This is a genomic window from Schinkia azotoformans (assembly GCF_035811335.1).
Taxonomy (GTDB): Bacteria; Bacillota; Bacilli; order Bacillales; family Bacillaceae_J; genus Schinkia; species Schinkia azotoformans.
This window is the reverse complement of sequence record NZ_JARSMD010000030.1, coordinates 1-17976: the sequence shown is the minus strand read 5'-3', so window position 1 is coordinate 17976 and position 17976 is coordinate 1. Positions and strand designations below refer to the sequence as shown.

The 17976-nt window shown below is 32.5% G+C and carries 19 protein-coding genes and 1 pseudogene; 13 read left to right on the top strand and 7 right to left on the bottom strand.

Features of this window, described 5'->3' with window-relative positions:
* Positions 1-140 precede the first annotated feature (140 nt).
* Positions 141-1743 (top strand): annotated as a pseudogene (locus P9E47_RS18885) (IS1634 family transposase).
* Positions 1744-1872: 129 nt separating this feature from the next.
* Positions 1873-2415, top strand: a complete 543-nt coding sequence (locus P9E47_RS18875; protein WP_003332079.1) for a hypothetical protein — start codon at positions 1873-1875, stop codon at positions 2413-2415.
* A 138-nt stretch (positions 2416-2553) separates the two neighbouring features.
* Here the strand turns inward: P9E47_RS18875 and P9E47_RS18870 are convergent, their stop codons facing one another.
* Genes P9E47_RS18870 through P9E47_RS18855 form a run of 4 tightly spaced genes read right to left on the bottom strand, consistent with a single transcriptional unit; the run spans position 2554 to position 5367 of the window.
* Positions 2554-3861 (bottom strand): sensor histidine kinase, encoded by a 1308-nt coding sequence (locus P9E47_RS18870; RefSeq protein ID WP_326164359.1) that lies wholly within the window; start codon positions 3859-3861, stop codon positions 2554-2556.
* A 14-nt stretch (positions 3862-3875) separates the two neighbouring features.
* Positions 3876-4634, bottom strand: a complete 759-nt coding sequence (locus P9E47_RS18865) for a LytR/AlgR family response regulator transcription factor (protein ID WP_326164358.1) — start codon at positions 4632-4634, stop codon at positions 3876-3878.
* A 2-nt stretch (positions 4635-4636) separates the two neighbouring features.
* The gene (locus P9E47_RS18860; protein WP_326164356.1) at positions 4637-4762 is read right to left on the bottom strand and encodes a hypothetical protein; all 126 of its coding nucleotides are present in this window, start codon (positions 4760-4762) and stop codon (positions 4637-4639) included.
* Entirely contained in the window at positions 4756-5367 is a 612-nt protein-coding gene (locus P9E47_RS18855) for an accessory gene regulator ArgB-like protein (RefSeq protein ID WP_326164354.1), read from the bottom strand. The genes P9E47_RS18860 and P9E47_RS18855 overlap by 7 nt, the downstream gene beginning before the upstream one ends.
* Before the next feature lie 326 nt (positions 5368-5693).
* Between P9E47_RS18855 and P9E47_RS18850 the strand changes: the two genes are divergently transcribed.
* From P9E47_RS18850 to P9E47_RS18815, 7 genes are all read left to right on the top strand, one after another.
* Positions 5694-6434, top strand: coding sequence for a hypothetical protein (locus P9E47_RS18850; protein ID WP_003331682.1), 741 nt, complete (start codon positions 5694-5696; stop codon positions 6432-6434).
* 647 nt (positions 6435-7081) lie between these two features.
* A complete protein-coding gene (locus P9E47_RS18840) occupies positions 7082-7465 on the top strand; it encodes a hypothetical protein (protein WP_326153992.1) in 384 nt (127 codons plus the stop codon).
* 1391 nt (positions 7466-8856) lie between these two features.
* Complete coding sequence (locus P9E47_RS18835) at positions 8857-9423, top strand: ABC transporter substrate-binding protein (RefSeq protein WP_326164352.1); 567 nt, start codon at positions 8857-8859, stop codon at positions 9421-9423.
* A complete protein-coding gene (locus P9E47_RS18830) occupies positions 9410-9787 on the top strand; it encodes a hypothetical protein (RefSeq protein ID WP_326164350.1) in 378 nt (125 codons plus the stop codon). The genes P9E47_RS18835 and P9E47_RS18830 overlap by 14 nt, the downstream gene beginning before the upstream one ends.
* Before the next feature lie 277 nt (positions 9788-10064).
* Entirely contained in the window at positions 10065-11108 is a 1044-nt protein-coding gene (locus tag P9E47_RS18825; RefSeq protein ID WP_004431176.1) for a Fic family protein, read from the top strand.
* 316 nt (positions 11109-11424) lie between these two features.
* Positions 11425-12633 (top strand): ATP-binding protein, encoded by a 1209-nt coding sequence (locus P9E47_RS18820; protein WP_326164348.1) that lies wholly within the window; start codon positions 11425-11427, stop codon positions 12631-12633.
* Positions 12634-12885: 252 nt separating this feature from the next.
* On the top strand, positions 12886-14247 hold the full coding sequence (locus P9E47_RS18815; protein WP_326164346.1) for an IS4 family transposase: 1362 nt from the start codon (positions 12886-12888) through the stop codon (positions 14245-14247).
* 40 nt (positions 14248-14287) lie between these two features.
* On the opposite strand, the gene P9E47_RS18810 is transcribed toward P9E47_RS18815, so the two are convergent.
* Complete coding sequence (locus P9E47_RS18810; protein ID WP_003329278.1) at positions 14288-14833, bottom strand: hypothetical protein; 546 nt, start codon at positions 14831-14833, stop codon at positions 14288-14290.
* Positions 14834-14972: 139 nt separating this feature from the next.
* Here P9E47_RS18810 and P9E47_RS18805 point away from each other — a divergent pair, with 139 nt between their 5' ends.
* A complete protein-coding gene (locus tag P9E47_RS18805) occupies positions 14973-15473 on the top strand; it encodes a MauE/DoxX family redox-associated membrane protein (RefSeq protein ID WP_326164344.1) in 501 nt (166 codons plus the stop codon).
* 440 nt (positions 15474-15913) lie between these two features.
* Here P9E47_RS18805 and P9E47_RS18800 read toward each other — a convergent pair whose 3' ends face one another.
* Both P9E47_RS18800 and P9E47_RS18795 read right to left on the bottom strand, forming a co-directional pair.
* Complete coding sequence (locus P9E47_RS18800; protein ID WP_235786681.1) at positions 15914-16159, bottom strand: Uma2 family endonuclease; 246 nt, start codon at positions 16157-16159, stop codon at positions 15914-15916.
* On the bottom strand, positions 16132-16341 hold the full coding sequence (locus tag P9E47_RS18795; RefSeq protein ID WP_003329274.1) for a hypothetical protein: 210 nt from the start codon (positions 16339-16341) through the stop codon (positions 16132-16134). The genes P9E47_RS18800 and P9E47_RS18795 overlap by 28 nt, the downstream gene beginning before the upstream one ends.
* Before the next feature lie 113 nt (positions 16342-16454).
* Here P9E47_RS18795 and P9E47_RS18790 point away from each other — a divergent pair, with 113 nt between their 5' ends.
* The 3 genes from P9E47_RS18790 to P9E47_RS18780 form a co-directional block, all read left to right on the top strand.
* Positions 16455-17015 (top strand): DUF6036 family nucleotidyltransferase, encoded by a 561-nt coding sequence (locus P9E47_RS18790; protein WP_003329273.1) that lies wholly within the window; start codon positions 16455-16457, stop codon positions 17013-17015.
* Complete coding sequence (locus P9E47_RS18785; RefSeq protein WP_003329272.1) at positions 17015-17371, top strand: hypothetical protein; 357 nt, start codon at positions 17015-17017, stop codon at positions 17369-17371. The genes P9E47_RS18790 and P9E47_RS18785 overlap by 1 nt, the downstream gene beginning before the upstream one ends.
* 53 nt (positions 17372-17424) lie before the next feature.
* Positions 17425-17976, top strand: a 552-nt coding sequence (locus P9E47_RS18780) for a trypsin-like peptidase domain-containing protein (protein WP_326164342.1), incomplete at its 3' end; no start/stop codon positions are given.

The following is a 17976-nucleotide window of genomic DNA, read 5'->3' as shown; positions in this document are numbered from 1 at the left end:
GGCACGTACGGTTTGATAAGGGGGAAGCCTTGAAAGAGGTTTCCCTACTTTATTTGTTAGAAAAGTGGCATTTTTACCACTTTTTATATTGAGTACTTTTGGGTAATGTGTTATAATATAGGGAAACGGGGGTGATGGTTATGAGATTAAAAATTACTAAATCTAAAAATTCTTCATCACTTTATGTCATTAAATCCACTTATAAAAACGGGAAACATTCCTCCAAGATTGTTGAAAAGCTTGGTACATATGATGAACTTCTAAAAAAATTGGACGGTCAAGATCCCATTGAATGGGCGAAACAATATATTGCTGAACTCAATAAGAAAGAGAAAGAAGATAATCGTAAGATTATGGTTCAATACTCTCCTACTAAGTTGATCGAAAAAGATGAGCAACGTTGTTTTAATGGCGGTTATCTTTTTCTTCAACAGATTTACCATGATTTACAGCTTCATAAAATCTGCAGTCAAATCTCTGACAAATACAAGTTTTCATTTAATCTGAACTCGATTTTGCCACGCTTACTATACGGAAGAATCATTTTCCCGTCTTCCAAACTTGCTACCCATCACCTTTCTTCTAAGCTCATCGAACAACCAGACTTTGAAATCCAACATGTATATAGAGCCCTTGAAGTCATTGCTAAAGAAACGGATTTTATTCAATCGGAGCTGTATAAAAATAGTCTGAAGTTATCCAAAAGAAATAGCGGCATCCTTTATTATGACTGCACGAATTATTTTTTTGAGATTGAACAGGAGGAAGGTCTGAAGCAATACGGTTATTCTAAGGAACACCGCCCTAACCCTATTGTCCAGATGGGGCTCTTTATGGATGGGGATGGGATCCCCCTTGCTTTCAGTATCCATAAAGGGAATACAAATGAGCAGATTACGTTAAAACCTTTAGAAGAAAAAATATTAAAAGATTTCGAGTTATCTAAGTTCGTTGTTTGCACGGATGCGGGACTTGCCTCAACCGATAACAGGAAGTTTAATGATAAAAAAGATCGTGCTTTTATTACAACTCAATCCATCAAGAAGTTAAAAAAGCATTTAAAAGAATGGGCTCTTTCTTCAGAAGGTTGGAGGCTTGGTGAGAATCATAAGACCTATGACATTACGAAGTTAGACGATAATACTAAGTTTGCCGATCAAACGTGCGGTAAAAGTAATAGACACTAATCCTGCAAAGATAAAAAAACACAACCAAAATGATTATAAGCGCTTCATTGAAAAGACAAGTATAACTCCTGACGGAGAAATTGTGGACAAAGAGTTATATAGCATTAATGCGGATATCATCTCAAAAGAGGAATTATTCGATGGGTTTTATGCCGTATGTACGAATTTAGAAGATCAGGCTTCTGACATTATAAAGATTAATCACAGACGTTGGGAAATTGAAGAGTGTTTTCGCATCATGAAAAGCGAATTTAAAGCGAGACCCATATACCTAAGCCGGGACGATAGGATCGAGGCTCATTTCACTACCTGCTTTCTATCAATAGTAATATTCAGGTATCTAGAGAAGAAACTTGGTGAACAATTCACATGCAGCGAAATTATACACGGTTTGAGAGATATGAATTTTTACGAAATTATTGGAGATGGTTATATCCCGATCTATACACGAACTGATTTCACAGATGCTTTACATGAGGCATTTGGCTTTAGAACAGATTATCAAATCATTAGTAATAGGCAGATGAAAAAAATTTTTAGAGACACAAAAAAATAAAAAAAGTACTCAACTTTTACAATATACAAAAAGGCTTGAAAAGCCCTATCTATAAGGGTTTTCAAGCCTTTTCTATTCTCCAAGTGTCAAAAACAGGAACATATTACAATTATAGAAGTTAATATGAAAATGAAAAACTTTTTGTTCACCATTTTAGCTGTATTCAGTTTGTCACTTCTCTTTGGAATAGGAAACGCTTCAGCGAACTCACTAACAGAAGATGATCTTCTTTCAGAGGTAAAAGTGTTTGATGAGAATGGTGATGAAATTCCTTATACGAAGGAAGAACTTAAACAATTTATCAAGTTTAATTCGGATAAAAACACCAATTTATCCCTGTTTAAAAGCTTCCCGTACAATTATGGACCAATAGAATTTTCCAGTAATTTCTGGATAGGTGGAGGATGGAGAGGTATAGCATTTTACAATCCTGTTGATACAATAATAAGAGTCAATGGGATTGCAGAGAGATTTACAATTCATGCTTATTATGATGATAATGGTGGAGCGGGAAGTGAAGCTAAATCAATTTCATTACCTGGTGGATGGACTGGAGATGTTCATGTAAGTGCTTGGTCTACAATGCCAAGAGGATATGATTATCGTTTTAAAGTTGTAAACACGGATGGAAAAAAATTCACAATTGATAACATTCAAGTTTGGTATGATTGATTTATTTTTCAAAGATAAGAAAGTCTACCACAGCTAATAGGCTGTGGTATTTTCATATTATGGAGACTAACATTCTTTGACACATACTTTTTATTAACCGTTTTTCGCTATCAAATAAGGAAGAATTTCAATAACTAACTAAGATTCTATAAACAGTGCCACTCGAAAGCTAGTAGTACCTTCATCAGAATTAACCGTAATTTCCCCATTATAACTTTCAACAATCTCCTTAACGGTGGGTAGCCCCATGCCTTGGTGCTTACCTTCTGATTTTGTTGATATGCCTTTGGTAAATATTTTTTCTCTCATGTCTGATGGAATCTGGGGGCCATTGTTCGTAATTTCTAATAGACAAATATTTAGCACCTTTTTATAACCAATTTCAATTTGTTTTAATTGTTGATTAGAATCATGCAGAACGTCGATTGCATTATCAATAATATTTCCCAAAATTAAAACAATGTCATAACTCTTCATTTGCGGAAAGATAAGCATTTCCTCATTTTTTACCGCTAATTGAATACCTTTTTCTTCTGCTTGGACCATTTTTGCTTTTAATAATGCTTGTACAGCCGGTTGTTTAAAAGGAAATAAATTTTGCGATTCTATGACTTTTTTATGCAAATTAGTCATATACTGTTTAGCTTCAGCATACTTTTCTTCCTCTAGTAATACATATAGAACTTCGATATGATTATGAAAATCGTGACGATAACTGCGCCATTGGACAATCATTTTTTCCAATTCATCGATTAGAGGTTTTTCTGCGTAAGTAATGTGATCGTGAATCTCTTTTTGCTGGATATGGTTTACATAGATGAAGAACATAATGGATACGAGGACCATCGATATTGTTAAAATAGGAAATCGAATGAAAAACGTATAATAGCTATCATTTGGTATAAAGTACAATGCATGAATCATTAATCCCAGCACTAGTTGCAAACTAATAAGAGGCAGACCCCATTTATATTTATGATTGACCCATTTTTCCTTTATGTGGAAATGGCACTTCTTAAAATACAAGGCCAGTAAAATTAGTGGTATTAAATATAAATAGGGAAGTCCAATTCTATAAGTAAGCGTTTGTTGTACTTGAATTAGTGATAGGTTAAAAATAGAATTAGCAAAGTATAAAATAATAAATTCCCCAATTAACTGAACGATATATGAAACCGTATTCAGCAAAAGAGAAAGATACCAAGAAATAGGAAAACTAAACCGGGTAATTATTATGGATAGAAAAAATAGTACAACTATCCATAATTCCATTTGTAAATTAAAATATCTAAAGATATATGAAATAATGGAAGTGCTAATTGAATAAATAACCAACCCTCTCCAGTTTGCTGGCAAGAGGGTTGGCTTCAATAGACATATCGCGAAAAATAGTTTAATAAAAGCTTCAGGGACGGATTGGAAAATGAAAGCAAAGAAATTATCCATAAAATAGACTCCTACTACTTTACTTGTTGAATTAATTCAGATAATTTAGGCCTATTTAATAGTGCGTATTCATCTGTATGTTTTAACTTAAGTTTATATGTCTCAGATGCAAAAGGAATCACTTCGTAGATCCATTTGATATTAACAATATAGCTGTTATGTGTTCTTATAAAGAGATTTTGATCAAGCCGCTGATGAATATCCTTCATGCTTTCTCTTGTAGTATAGATATTTTCTTTCACCTTATTTTGATGATTTTCAATTGTAAGAATGGAAGTCATTCTACCATCTTTTTTTATACAAACGATTTGATCCATCTCTAAAAATAGAAGATTAGCCTCAACTTTTATGGCAATTTTTCCGGGACCAAGTAGCCATGATTCAATCCGACTTAAAGTGGTATCTGTAACATCTAATCGTTTTTTCACTTTTTCGAGGGCAATATGGATACGTGATGGGTCGATTGGCTTCAGTAGGTAATCAGTTGCTTCTACTTCATAGCTTTCTAATGCATAGTCCACATGTCCTGTAAGGAAAATAATTGGAAAGTCCGGTCTGAATTCATGTATTTTTTTAGCTAGTTCGATCCCGTTAAGGTCAGGAAGATCAATATCCAAGACGGCAAAATCATGGGGCTTTTTGTTAATTGAATTTATATATTCTTGTCCTGTTTGATATTCATTGACCACAACAACTTCATTTGTTTCCTCCAATAACTTTTTTAACCGTCTTATGATAATTGGATCATCATCAACGATAATCACCCGTAGCATTTTTAATCAAGTTTCTTTCTGCATGGTTTTTTAGGCTGATAAAAAAAGATTGCGCTTTGTGTTGAAACCTCTCCCTTCACAAACGTTAACATGGCAACAGCAATAAAAGTTAAACCCTTTTTCAGCATTTTAAAAAACTCCTTTCTACTAATAATTGATTTACTTTTTCAATAATCTTAATTCCAATTGGGGTAAGAGATATATATTGCAACATTAATCCAAACAGTGAAGCAAGGATTAATGTAGGTTCCATTTCAAATAAGGAACCTATTAAAAGAATAAAATACCAATTAGTTAGGACAAGGTAGGGAATGCCCTTTTTGCTTTTTATAATCGGATTATTATTATTCTCTTTGGGTAGGCGACTAATCGAAACCATTCCCAAAATGATAGCCACATGAAGGACAATTAATAAATGGTTTATTAGAATCTGTGGTGGATTCGCAGCAACCACAGCTAACAATACAAAAAGCCCCAAACTGAATAGCATGCATGAAAGATACGTAGACAAATGATGTCCGCCTGAAACAATTCGTAATGATACAAATGCAAGTACAAGAATAATAGTTTGCGAAGTTATATGTAATGACACGGCAATTGTCAATAAAAGGAGCACTTTAATAAAATAACCAATTAATAACTCAAAGCCATACCGCAAAAAATCCTCTTCCTCAACATAACCGCTTGCAACAGCTAGTTTTCTAGCAAACAACTGAGAAATTCTCGTAATCAACATTTACCACCTTCCAGCAATTATCCAATTTAAATTAATTCTACATTATTCAACATATTAATCAATAGATTTGGGATAAACTCCATGAAATCGGGGATGAATTCTTGAATTTGCGGGACGAATTTGAAAAATCATTTAATTTTAGAATCTGCATCTGCATTTATCCCGGAAATATGGGGATTTATCCCGACTTTTGATGAGTTTGTCGCAAAATATTGTAATTATTGGAATATTTTATATGATTGCTGTTGAAAGGAGGCAAGAAAATATTTAATCTTTTAAAAAAATTAATGTATTTTAGTATTTTAAATGAGGGGGAAAAAAAGTTGGCTATTAAAAAATTAATAACAATGGTATCTATGATGGCTCTACTGTTAGTTACGTTAGTAAATCCCGGTGAGCCTAGTGCAAAAGTTGAGTCAGTTCAAAAGTCAAATTTCCAAATGATTAATAGTTCAGATACGTATCTTGAATATTCTTTCGATGAAAATGGAGAGTCTTTTAAAATCATAGAAGAATTTGATGATGATTTTAAAGGGGTAAGTAGTGAAATCTATATAAAAAATAGTGAAGGTAATTACGAATTATTCTCTGAACAAAAAAGTACAATTGAAGATAATAATCTTGTAATTGAAACAAAAAAAGACAACAAGATTAACACAGAAAAATTTGAATTTCAAACACCACAAATAAATAGTGAAGAATTAATAAAAATAGATAGTAAGGATGCTCAATTACTGTCAGGTGAAGTAACTATTAATGCAGTAACAGATTGGATCTATTATGATACCTCAAAGTACTCAGATCTTGTAACAAAATTTACAATAGGTGCAATTTCAATTCTTATAGCAAGCAGAATTCCGTGGGCTTTGGCAGCGGATGTAACACGAATAGCTACTTTAGCTTACAATATATTTGCTCCAAATTTGTATTATACTATTCTTTGGTATTATAAATGGGATGGTAGCGTACCTGTTGCAGAAATGAAAATAGCATATGTATATTCGGATAGTCAGAGAACAAACCAATTAGGGAATGCAATCTTAACAACAAAATATATGGATTAATATTAATATGTCAAAAATAAAAATTCCAAGGTGTTTTTTATCTTGGAATTTTTATTTTTGGTAGTATTGGATATAATTAATCCATGAAAATATATAATTGGTTTAAAAAGGGAGTAGATAAACTTGAAAGAAAAAACTATTATAAATATTTTAGGAGCACTTTCTATTATACTCGCTGTTGTTTTTCAACATTTTTCAGCTTATATAATATCGATAATTATTATAATTTCAATATCTATTTATAATATTATTAAAAAACCAACAACTCTAAAAATCATTTTCTATATTTTTCTATATTCTTCATTCTTCTTATTAATTTATTTTCATTTCGTAAGCTAAAAATGGGTTCTTTCCAGCGTTAGTTGAATTTCCGTGATTCGAGAAATAATAATTTCTTCCGTAGAAGTTCAAAACTACTTCTACTATACATGATGCGTTTGATTGTTTTTAACTTATTGATACTCCCTTCTGCTAACCCATTATTATAAGGGAAAATAAATGCATTATTGACCGCATCTATATCATTTTTCAAGCCGTTTAGATAACTATTTAAAACGCTTGTTCGGATGTTAGCGAAGCAACCATTAATCGTGTGTTAAATGAACTAAAAGTACAACAGACCATTGAACCTATAGGGTTGGGTAGAAATGCGAAGTGGAGGAAATTATAGGGGGGAAGTAGTAGCAAAAAAAGCGGGACTTTCGATGGAAGGAGACCTTATTAATACTAACACAACTCAAGGTACAGGGGTGGCGGACAATATTGAAAAGAGGTCAACTACGACCAAACAGAAATTTTTTACTGGCAAAGATAAAGTTATAGAGTATTTTAAACAAAATAATAAAGTACTAGTCTTAGATGATTTTCATTATGCACCTGAAGAAATACAATATGACATTGCTTACCAACTGAAAGATGCGATTAGATTAGAATTGAAGGCATTTGTTATATCCCTTCCCCAAAGGGCAGATGATGCAATTCGAAAAAATCCAGATTTAAAACGATTATCAACAGCCGCAAAATCCAAATGAACAAAATGATGTAGTTTATAAAAGGCTGAAATAGAACCCTATAATTTCCTTGATGAATTCAACACTGATATTGATTCTAGAAAAAATATAAATCAACAAAATTATGCATTAAAGTCAGGTATCATTGTTTTGGAAATAAAGTCTTATTATGCGGGCAGTGGTATAGCGCCATTAAATCTAACATCACAATATATAACAAAATCACAATTTGGTAACGAAATATTTTATCAGAACAGAAAATAATAAATGCAGAAATAAACGATCAATAGGTCCACTGGGACTACTCCCTGCGAAAAGCTTGGGTTGTCTTTTTGTTTAAATTTAATTTATGATTGCGGTTAGTTCATGATACAATCTTTTTATATAGATTGATGATAAGTTTATGGAACAGACCGAAGGAAGTTGATGATTATGGCATGGTCATTATTTTTGTCTTTTATGTTAGGAACGATTGGTCTAGCATTTTTACCGTACTTTTTGAAAAACGGTAATTATATTGCTAGTATATTATGGGCTATATTGATAGTTTTATCTTATTTTCTATTTTAATCGACAACTGCCACATGTCAATCAACTATAAACAATAGGTGAAAAGCGTACTTGTCGTTTATTGTTTTTCGGTTGAACGGGTTTGGTATATGGTAAAATGAAATTAAGAGTTATTTGATAAAGTGTATGTTCCAGAATCAGTCCTCAAAGAATTAACATCAAGTTTTGATGAAAAGGATTTTGGTAGAAGAGAAATCCTTGAAGCCCTAAAAGAGGAAAAAGTAATCATCCATTCGGTAAAGGATGAAGTTTTATTTTTCTGTTTTTTTACTATTTGTTAACCACGATAATAGCCCGAATATAAAAACAAAAAATAAAGTATGTATTAAGTTTTCAATCCACTGAAATGTACTATCTCTATAGTAATCAAAAAATACCAATACAATGAATATGCCTACGAATAAAATTAAATTGAGCACTAGGTTACGCATAGATCCTCCTCCTGATTTTCAATACATTTCATTATAAACAAACTTTCCAGCACCTTTATAAACCACATTTCCCAATATTACCAAAACCGAATAATTTTCATAAACTGCCTCCGCGTTACTGTTATAAATATTGATTGGGGAATTTTTCGTATTCCACTAAAAATAATATGTAATAATAATTTTATAATATTCGGCATTCAATGCAATAGATTCGGGATAAATAGCCCAAAATCCAGGATGAATTCCCAGGTTTGCACGATGAATTTGAACAACAATTAATAAGTGATAGGTGGCTACCCATTGCAGAGAGCTCTAGATTGGATGTAATCGAAGAAGCTTTTGTGCCTTTGTTCACCTTTGTAACAATGATATAATGGGAATAAAGGAAACCCAGGATAGAGGCGGGGTAATATGACTAATTCTAATAATATTGGATTAATGGATAAGAAAAAGTTGTTAGAGGTTTTTGATTATCTAAATGAAAGATTAAAAGAAAATCAATTACAACTGGAGATCACGATTTATCGGGGCTCTATCATGACGATGGTCTATGATAATAGACCTGCAACTAAGGATATAGACTGTGTATTTAGTGAGGTTAATTCAAAATTATTAGCAAACATATTGGACCAAGTTCGCTTTGTTTTTCAACTTTCTGATGGTTGGATAAATGAAGAGATAAAGGAGCCGCTAAAATCGATTTTAAAAGAAGACAAGGAAACTTATAAAGTATACTCGAACCTCAAAATATTAAAACCTAAAGCGGAACAATTATTGGCGATGAAAGTTTTGGCGGCTAGACCGGAACCTGCTAAAGACTTTATTGATGCGTATTTATTATGTAGGGAATTGGAAATCACATCTAAAACAGAACTTTTAAATATCTTCAAAGACTATGTACCATTAAGTCTTCTCGGGGAAAGACAAATGAATTTTATTAAATATTTAGGAGAGGATTTAGGCTATGATTGGGAATAAGTATTTAAGATCTTTATTTGAGTACCCTGATGAAGATACCAGTTTAAATCAGCTTCTGGAATTGCTTAAATCAAAAGATACGGAATTTATTGGCAGCTTAAGGGAGCCGGTAGATTTAGACCAATGCGATGATAAGGAATTGGAATATTTGACAAAAGTAACGGCTTTAATGGATTACTACTTACAAATTTACGATATCGAGGTCCCGAGTTGGTTTAGAGACGAGAGATTAATGTTTGATAAACCCTATTATCATTCTAAAAGAATTAGTGATTTTGAAAAGGTACGAATGCAATATATAAGTCCTGCTCCGTTTAGAACAAGGAATGTCTTTTTTGATTTAAATGGTATTGAAAGAGTATAGGAAGCAAATTCCAGTATTTGAGGAACCATAATTTGACGAGAAAAGTTAAATACACGAGGTAGCCATTAAAAACGACAAGGACAGGACATACTTGTCGTTTATTTATTTTTAAAAATATTATATTATTATCTCACTTTTTAACATACTCAATCTCTTGTAGAATGAATATGTCTATATTACAATAAACATATTCATAAACTAATTCATTATAGGAAAATATACATAAAGTATATAAAATGATTATAATTAGACTATTAACTTTTCAAGAGGTGAAGTAATGAGAACATTTCAATATGAACAATTAAAGCAATTAATGATGCCGATGGAAACAGTGAATTTAATAGCTAAAATCAATGAATATAAAGGTAAGCAAGAGCTATATAAACAACAAGCGCCGCAAATTTTAGAAACACTAAAAGATGTAGCAGTCATTCAATCCACCAAGGCGTCTAATGCCATCGAAGGGATTATTATTACAGATAGTAGATTAAAAAGTATCATGCAAAATGATATTGATTTGAAAGATCGTTCAGAGGGTGAAATTGCTGGCTATCGAGATGTATTACAACTTGTTCATTCCTCATATGATGCTATTCCTATAAGAGAAAGTGTAATTTTACAATTACATAAAGAATTGTATCGTTATAATCCAATCGAAGGCGGACGATGGAAAAACGTTGATAATGTTATCAGTGAAACATTTGTAGATGGCACGAAGCGTATTCGCTTTCAACCTCTTTCTGCATTCGAAACACCAACTGCGATGCAGAGATTGTGTGAAGAGTTGAGGGAGCGAATGGTGAAAACAGATGTAGAGCCTCTTATTTTAATTAGTATTTTTATATTAGATTTCTTATCCGTCCATCCCTTTAATGATGGGAATGGGAGAATGGCGCGATTATTGACCTTATTATTGTTGTATAAATTCGGCTACGAAGTAGGTCGTTATATTAGTTTGGAAAAAATCATTGAAGAGTCGAAAGAAGATTATTATGAATCATTAAGAACATCTTCTATCGGTTGGCATGAAAATAAAAACAATATTTTCCCATGGTTGAATTATTTATTAGGTACATTTATTGCAGCGTATAAAGATTTAGAAAGCCGAGTCGGCATTATTGAAACGCAAATAGGCGGAAAAAGCCAACGAATCCATGACTATATCGAAAAGAAACTGGGCTATTTCACAAAAGCAGATATTCGTAACGCTTGTCCAGATGTTAGCGAAGCAACCATTAATCGTGTGTTAAATGAACTAAAAGTACAACAGGTCATTGAACCTATAGGGTTGGGTAGAAATGCGAAGTGGAGGAAATTATAAGGAGTATAGGTACTATGTTCGCTAACGCTGGTTTAGAAGGCTCTGTTATCGTAGAGCCTCTTAAAAATGAAGTAGTTGTTTGCTGACATCCCTGAGAAAGAAGCTCCAGAAATGCCTGACATGGGCGGCATGGGGATGATGTAATCCCAAATCAAAAGACTACTTCCTATTTTGTGTAAGAGTAGTCTTTTTTGTTTATGTAAAATTAGACCTTTAGGTAAAAAAAGGTATTAAAAAGGGGTAATAATGTTATAATTAGTGTAAATTCAGGCTATGTTATTAATATTAAGCTATTTTTAGGGAGGGGAAGCAGATTATGAGAGCGGTTCGGTCAAATGAAGTTTTTAATCCAGGAGCCTTTCCAAAACATACCTATGTTATACGTAAATCACTTGATACACGTTTTACTTATGAATACCGATTAGAGCAGGCACTTCATACAGTTGGTTTTTTGACCTCAATCATAGGTCCTTCAAAGACAGGAAAAACAGTATTGGTTGAAAAGGTAGTTGGTATAGATAAAAGAGTCTTATTAACAGGTTCAGACTTTAAGAATGCAAATGATTTTTGGGAAGTAGTAGCAAAAAAAGTGGGACTTTCGATGGAAGGAGACCTTATTAATACTAACACAACTCAAGGTACAGGAGTGGCGGACAATATTGAAAAGAGGTCAACTACGACTAAACAAAAATTTTTTACTGGCAAAGATAAAGTTATAGATTATTTTAAACAAAATAATAAAGTACTAGTCTTAGACGATTTTCATTATGCACCTGAGGAAATACAATATGACATTGCCTACCAACTAAAAGATGCGATTAGATTAGAATTGAAAGCAATTGTTATATCCCTTCCCCATAGGACAGATGATGCAATACGAAAAAATCCGGATTTAAGTGGAAGATTAAATTTAATATCGATAGAACCTTGGAGGATTGAGGAATTAGAGGAAATTGCCACCACCGGGTTTAATAAATTAGGAATAAAAGTAAGTGACGACATAGTTACAAATTTAGCTCAAGAAAGTCTAACATCTCCACAATTAATGCAGTCCATTTGTTTTAATATATCATTTTATTTAAACATTGATGAAAACGAGGAAATTGATTCAATAACTGATAAATCAGTGCTCAAGGATGCCTATAATTTAATCACTGTGAATCTACCATACAGTGAAGTCGTAAAGAAATTAGAAGATGGGCCAAACCCAAGGGGGCAAAAAAGAAAAACATATGCATTAACTACTGGTGAAAATATTGATATATATAGTCTTTTAATTAAAGCAATTGCGGAAGATCCACCGATTACAAGTATATCCCTGGATGAAATTAAAAGGAGAACAGATTTACTAATAGGAAGTAATGATAAACCTGACAGAAATAAAGTAAAAAACACAATAGAACAAGCATTTTCCATTATTAAAGCAAGTGATGCGTTCTATCAAGTGTTTGAGTGGAAAGATAATCAAATTTATATCTTAGAGCCTTTATTCTTATTTTATTTAAGATGGGGAACTCATATATAGAATAACCAACCATTACCTAATCCTTTAAAGGGGTGAATTGTTTTGTCATCCGATGAACTAATTGTAGAACAAGAGGATATTATAAACTCAACTTTCGCACCAATAAAGTAGGTGATAAACGTTGATTGTTAAAGGCCTACGGCCTTTTCATTATGTTACTTGACAAAGTTAATGAAAAATGAAAAACACCTCGTCCTTTGGTATAGTGTAATTGTCAAGAAAACACTACCATACAGAAGAGGTGCTCCCTATATGATAGACCAAAATAGCCAATACAATCAACTACCAAAAGAACTTAATTCTGTTTTTTCTGAGCTTGAAATGAATAAGCATTTACGCCAAGCAGGAATTAAAAAATCCTTCGGATTTGGTTGTACTTATTTATTCCAGTTAATCTTTTGCTTGATTTTTCAACATAAAAACTGGTTTTCTCTTCTTGATTCAAAGAAAGCCGAAAAGTATCCTGCAAAGGATGCTGTGTACCGTTTCTTAAATGAATCAAAGTTCAATTGGCGCCGTTTTTTGCTTCTTTTAAGCAGCTTTACAATCCAAAAGGTGGCTCGTCTTACGGATAAGAATCGCCCAAAAGTATTGATTGTGGATGATTCAGCGTATGACCGGAATCGAAATAAAAAGGTAGAACTTCTTGCTCGTTGTTTTAATCATGCTTCTCTTAGACAACGGCACTATAAAGGCTTTACAATGCTGACTTTAGGCTGGTCTGATGGCTATACATTTATGCCGATCGACTTTTCATTACTTAGTTCGAAGAATACTCAAATTAATGGAATCTCTGAACAAATTGACAAACGTACGTGCGGCTACAAGCGCCGAGAAAATGCATTACAATCAAAGCCTGAACAGCTTCCAGACATGATTAAGCGTGCACTAACTAATGGTATAGACGCTAGTTATGTCCTAATGGATTCTTGGTTTACAATGCCACCACTTGTCAAAGCTATTGTTGAACAAGGCTTAGACGTGATTGGCATGGTCAAAGAAACCAAACAACGCTATAACGTGAACGGGAAGTTAGTTTCTTTAAAGCAGCTTTATCGCTTAGCACAACCAACTGAATCGAAGAAAGGAATTCTTCGTTCCATCCATACCGTTATGGCTAATGGGACACCAATAAAAGTAGTATTCATCCAAAACAGAAACAAGAAAAGCGAATGGCTTGCGATCCTCAGTACCGATTGCACTCTTACCGAACAAGAGATTGTTCGAATTTATGGAATGCGGTGGGATATAGAGGTGTTCTTTAAGACGACCAAATCTCTATTAAAATTAGAAAAGGAATTCCAAAGTCGCTCATATGATGGGCTAATTAGCCATACAACGATTGTGTTTGCACGTTTTATTGTGCTTTCTTGGCAAAATCGTTGTAACACAGACCAACGCACAATAGGTGGTCTATTTTACGAATTATGTGATGAAGTTAATGAACTTGATTGGGCTGTCGCATTACAGCAGTTGATTGAGCTTTTCCAAGATGCGTTAAAACAGGCCCATAAAAAAATCAAAAAATTAATTCAAAGTCAACTAGAGAAGTGGATCGCTAGCCTTCCCAATTATATCAAGGCTTATTTGTCGATTTCACTCTGCGAAAGTTGAGTTATTAACCTTAAATTTTAATAAAAAATTTAATACTTACTTATTTATTATTGGGTTTAAGAGGTAACAAATCATCTAATGAAGGTTCAGTACCAGGTGGAATAGGCTTAACTTTATTTAAGTAGGATTCATCACCAGGTGGAATAGGTCCTGGAACCGAAGTATACTTTGTAATATTGTTTACAACGCTTTGTTTTATACCTTTATTAGAAATGAAATAAACAGTGCCCTTATCTTTTGATAGGTAAATTTTAATATCGAACGTAAACCCCTTAATTAATCCAATGTATTTTAAATTATTTGCTTTTTCATTAAATATTTTTTTTTCCAAATCTATTGCTTTATTAATTTCAATTACAATTTCTTCAATATCTTTTTTATTGCTAATTATCTTTGGAGATTCTTTGGAAAAATTAATTTCTATCTCTTTTGGAACTTCTGTTACCCATCTTTCAGAATGTAAAAAACTTTCACCAGGAAACGTTAGTTTATTTTTTTCTGTATTATAGTTCATTTTTATATCATCGACATTATAAGAGCATCCTGCTAAAACTACAAAAAGTGTTGTAACGAAAATCTTCCACATAAATAAGCCTCCAATATAAATATAACTACACTAAAATATATCATAATGCATTTTCAGAAAAAAAAAAGAAAAAATGTTGATTTTTGGAAAAAATATATTAAATTACATATAAGTATAATTTTTACAAAGGGGTGATTAGATGGAGATTAGTATATCTATTTTTCTTAGGTTGTTCTTGTCTACAATATTTTTTATCTCTGCATCTATGAAACTATTTTCTGTAGAGCAAGTAAAAAGAACTATTAGAAACTTGGGGTTTAACGATGCTTTATGGATTTTAATTGTAATAGTGGAGTATGCAATTGCTGGTATATTGCTGGTTGATAATTACTATTATTTCTTGTTCTTTATAGCGCTTTTACTTATTTTTTTCTTGTTTTTAAACATAAAAACTATGCTCGAAAAAAAGAATATAAAATGTAATTGCTTTGGTGACTTTTTAAATGAAAGTTTTGGGATTCATACAATATTTCGAATTATGTTATTATTATCATCTGTTTTATATTTGATATATATAAAAGACCAGTCAAGAGTTTTAGAGTTACCTTTTTTAAATATGATAGCTTATAGTTTACTTTTTACAGGAATACTAATAAGTTATTTGCTCATTTCAACTATTATAAATTCAATAAAAACCTAAAGGAGATTTATCAATATAATAACCTGAAGATTTTTGCCCCTTCTGTGGAACAAATGCTAGCGATGAAAATATTATCGGCAAGGCCTAACCATTTAAAGATTTTGATGGTGTGGAGCGTTTAATTGGACTTCTTAAAATTAATACTTTGGAACAAGTTTTAACGTATTTGATAAATGTATTGGCAGAAAATATTTTGGGGATAGACAAAAAGTGTTTTTGAATTATGTTGGAAAGGACTTGAATAAGCCTTGGAAAGAGTTCTCAATATAATGAAAGCTGATGACTTTAGTTTAGCGCCCACTAATTTAGTAATTGATCTTTATTCGTCGGATTGTGAAAGATATTTTGAGGAACTTTAATTTGACGAAAATAAAACCATTGTAAAAGAACGGGAAAAATTTTATCCGTTCTTTTTTGCCTCTAATTTTTAAAAATATAGCTTAATTCGATTTGAAAATCTCCAAATAAGTGAACATGTAGAATATCATCTTTAAAATAAACTCGACTGCGGTTATATGTTCCGTTTTCAAGAGGTATACTTCAATCGTCTGATAATATGGATCAACAATCCAATATTCCTTCACATCTGCTTTTTCATAGTAGTTGCATTTAATTAGGCGGTCATTTTTGGCTGTTGATGGTGAAAGAACCTTGACTATTAAATCTGGCTGAACCCAATCTTTAATATCATAATTTTTTGTTTCTTTGTTGGCAAATAGGCAAACATCAGTTGCGGCAGAAAATCCTCTACAATCTTTATTACGAAGAAAAAATCTTGAATTCTGCCGTCAATGACTTTGCATAATTTAATTCTTATTATGCCATTTATTGGATTTAAGTAGCTATTTTCCTCACATAATACCTCCATCAGGTTTCTTTCCAGCTGTTTTGAATACATCCCTTTATTTGGTATAATAGATGTACTGAATATTGAAAAACCTCAAATGAATATAATTGTAGCAAAGAAAAAGGTGATAATGTATGAGTTTTGAAAAAATGACAAAAGAGCTTTTTCTCGAAATACTGGAAGTGTTGGACGAGAAGCTTAGTGAAAATAGATTGGAACTTTCTTTAAACATATATGGCGGTACTGTTATGATGGCTTGTTTTGATGCAAGGCCCGCAACCAAAGATATTGATGCCTTATTTGAAACATCACCAATAATCGACAATATTTTAATTGATATTGCAGAAACCTATGACTTAGATAAAAATTGGATTAATCAAGATATACGAGAGCCATTAAAACAAATCAAACAAGAAAGTTTAAGAGAAATTTATAAATTTAAAAATTTAATAGTATTTGCACCTACTGCTGAACAAATGTTGGCGATGAAAATATTATCGGCAAGACCGGAGCCGTTTAAGGATTTTGATGATGCAGAGCATTTAATTAGGCTTCTTGAGATTGATACTTTGGAACAAGTCTTAATGATATTTGACAAATATATTGGTAGAAGGTATTTGGGTGATAGACAAAAAATGTTTTTGAATTATGTTGGAAAGGACTTGAATAAGAAGTGGAAAGAGTTCTCGATATAATGAAGGCTGACGACTTTAATTTGGCATTGACCAATTTGCTTATTGACCTTTATTCACTGGACCATGAGCAGTATTTTGAAGAGCTATCATTCGATGAAGTGGCAATTGATCAGTTAAATGGAGAAGAATTAGAAAAGTTAACAAAGATTGCTGCTGTTATTGAGTATGTAGGAAATAGACAGCCAAATGCGAAATTATATGATTGGATTTATAAAGAACAATTAAAACTAACAGAACCTTATACCCCTGGGGTGGAAAAAGAGTCTTTTGCACGAATTAGAAGAATTATTTCAGCACCAAAGGAATTTGCATTAAGGAATGTATTTTATGATGAAAAAACTTTAAAACCATTATAAACGACAGGTGATTTGCGCACTTGTCGTTTTTAATTAGTGAGAGGAAACTTTTTATGGACAGACATATGGACAGACAAGATCGTAATGAAAATGAAGAACATTTTGATGAGCCTTCTTTGGAAGATTTTTTGCCAAATGAAGAAGATAAAATAGTAAAAGCCAGGCAAATGAAGCGCCAATCCGTGATCCGTAAATTCATTACAGCAATACTAGTGATTGCTTTACTTATCAGCCTCAATCAAGTATGGCCAAGAGTAATCAATTTTTCCTCTATTAAATTTTTGCAAAAGTCAAGTGAACTTTCAAAACAAGATGACATTAAGGAGTATAAGGAAGCCGTTGTCACCATTCAAGATCAGTACACTAAGGGAACTGGTTTTAATATCTCTGAAACTGGTTTAATTGTCACGAATAAACATGTCGTTGAGGATATGCACCCCATCACTGTGATTTTTCCTAACGGAGAATGGAAGACAGCGGATATCATATCCGTTGAAACTGATATCGATCTCGCATTTTTAAAGATTAAAGGCGAGCAGCTGCCATACATGTCCCTAAGTGAACCTGATGCATGGCAGGTTCAGTATAATGGACCCAAGAAACTA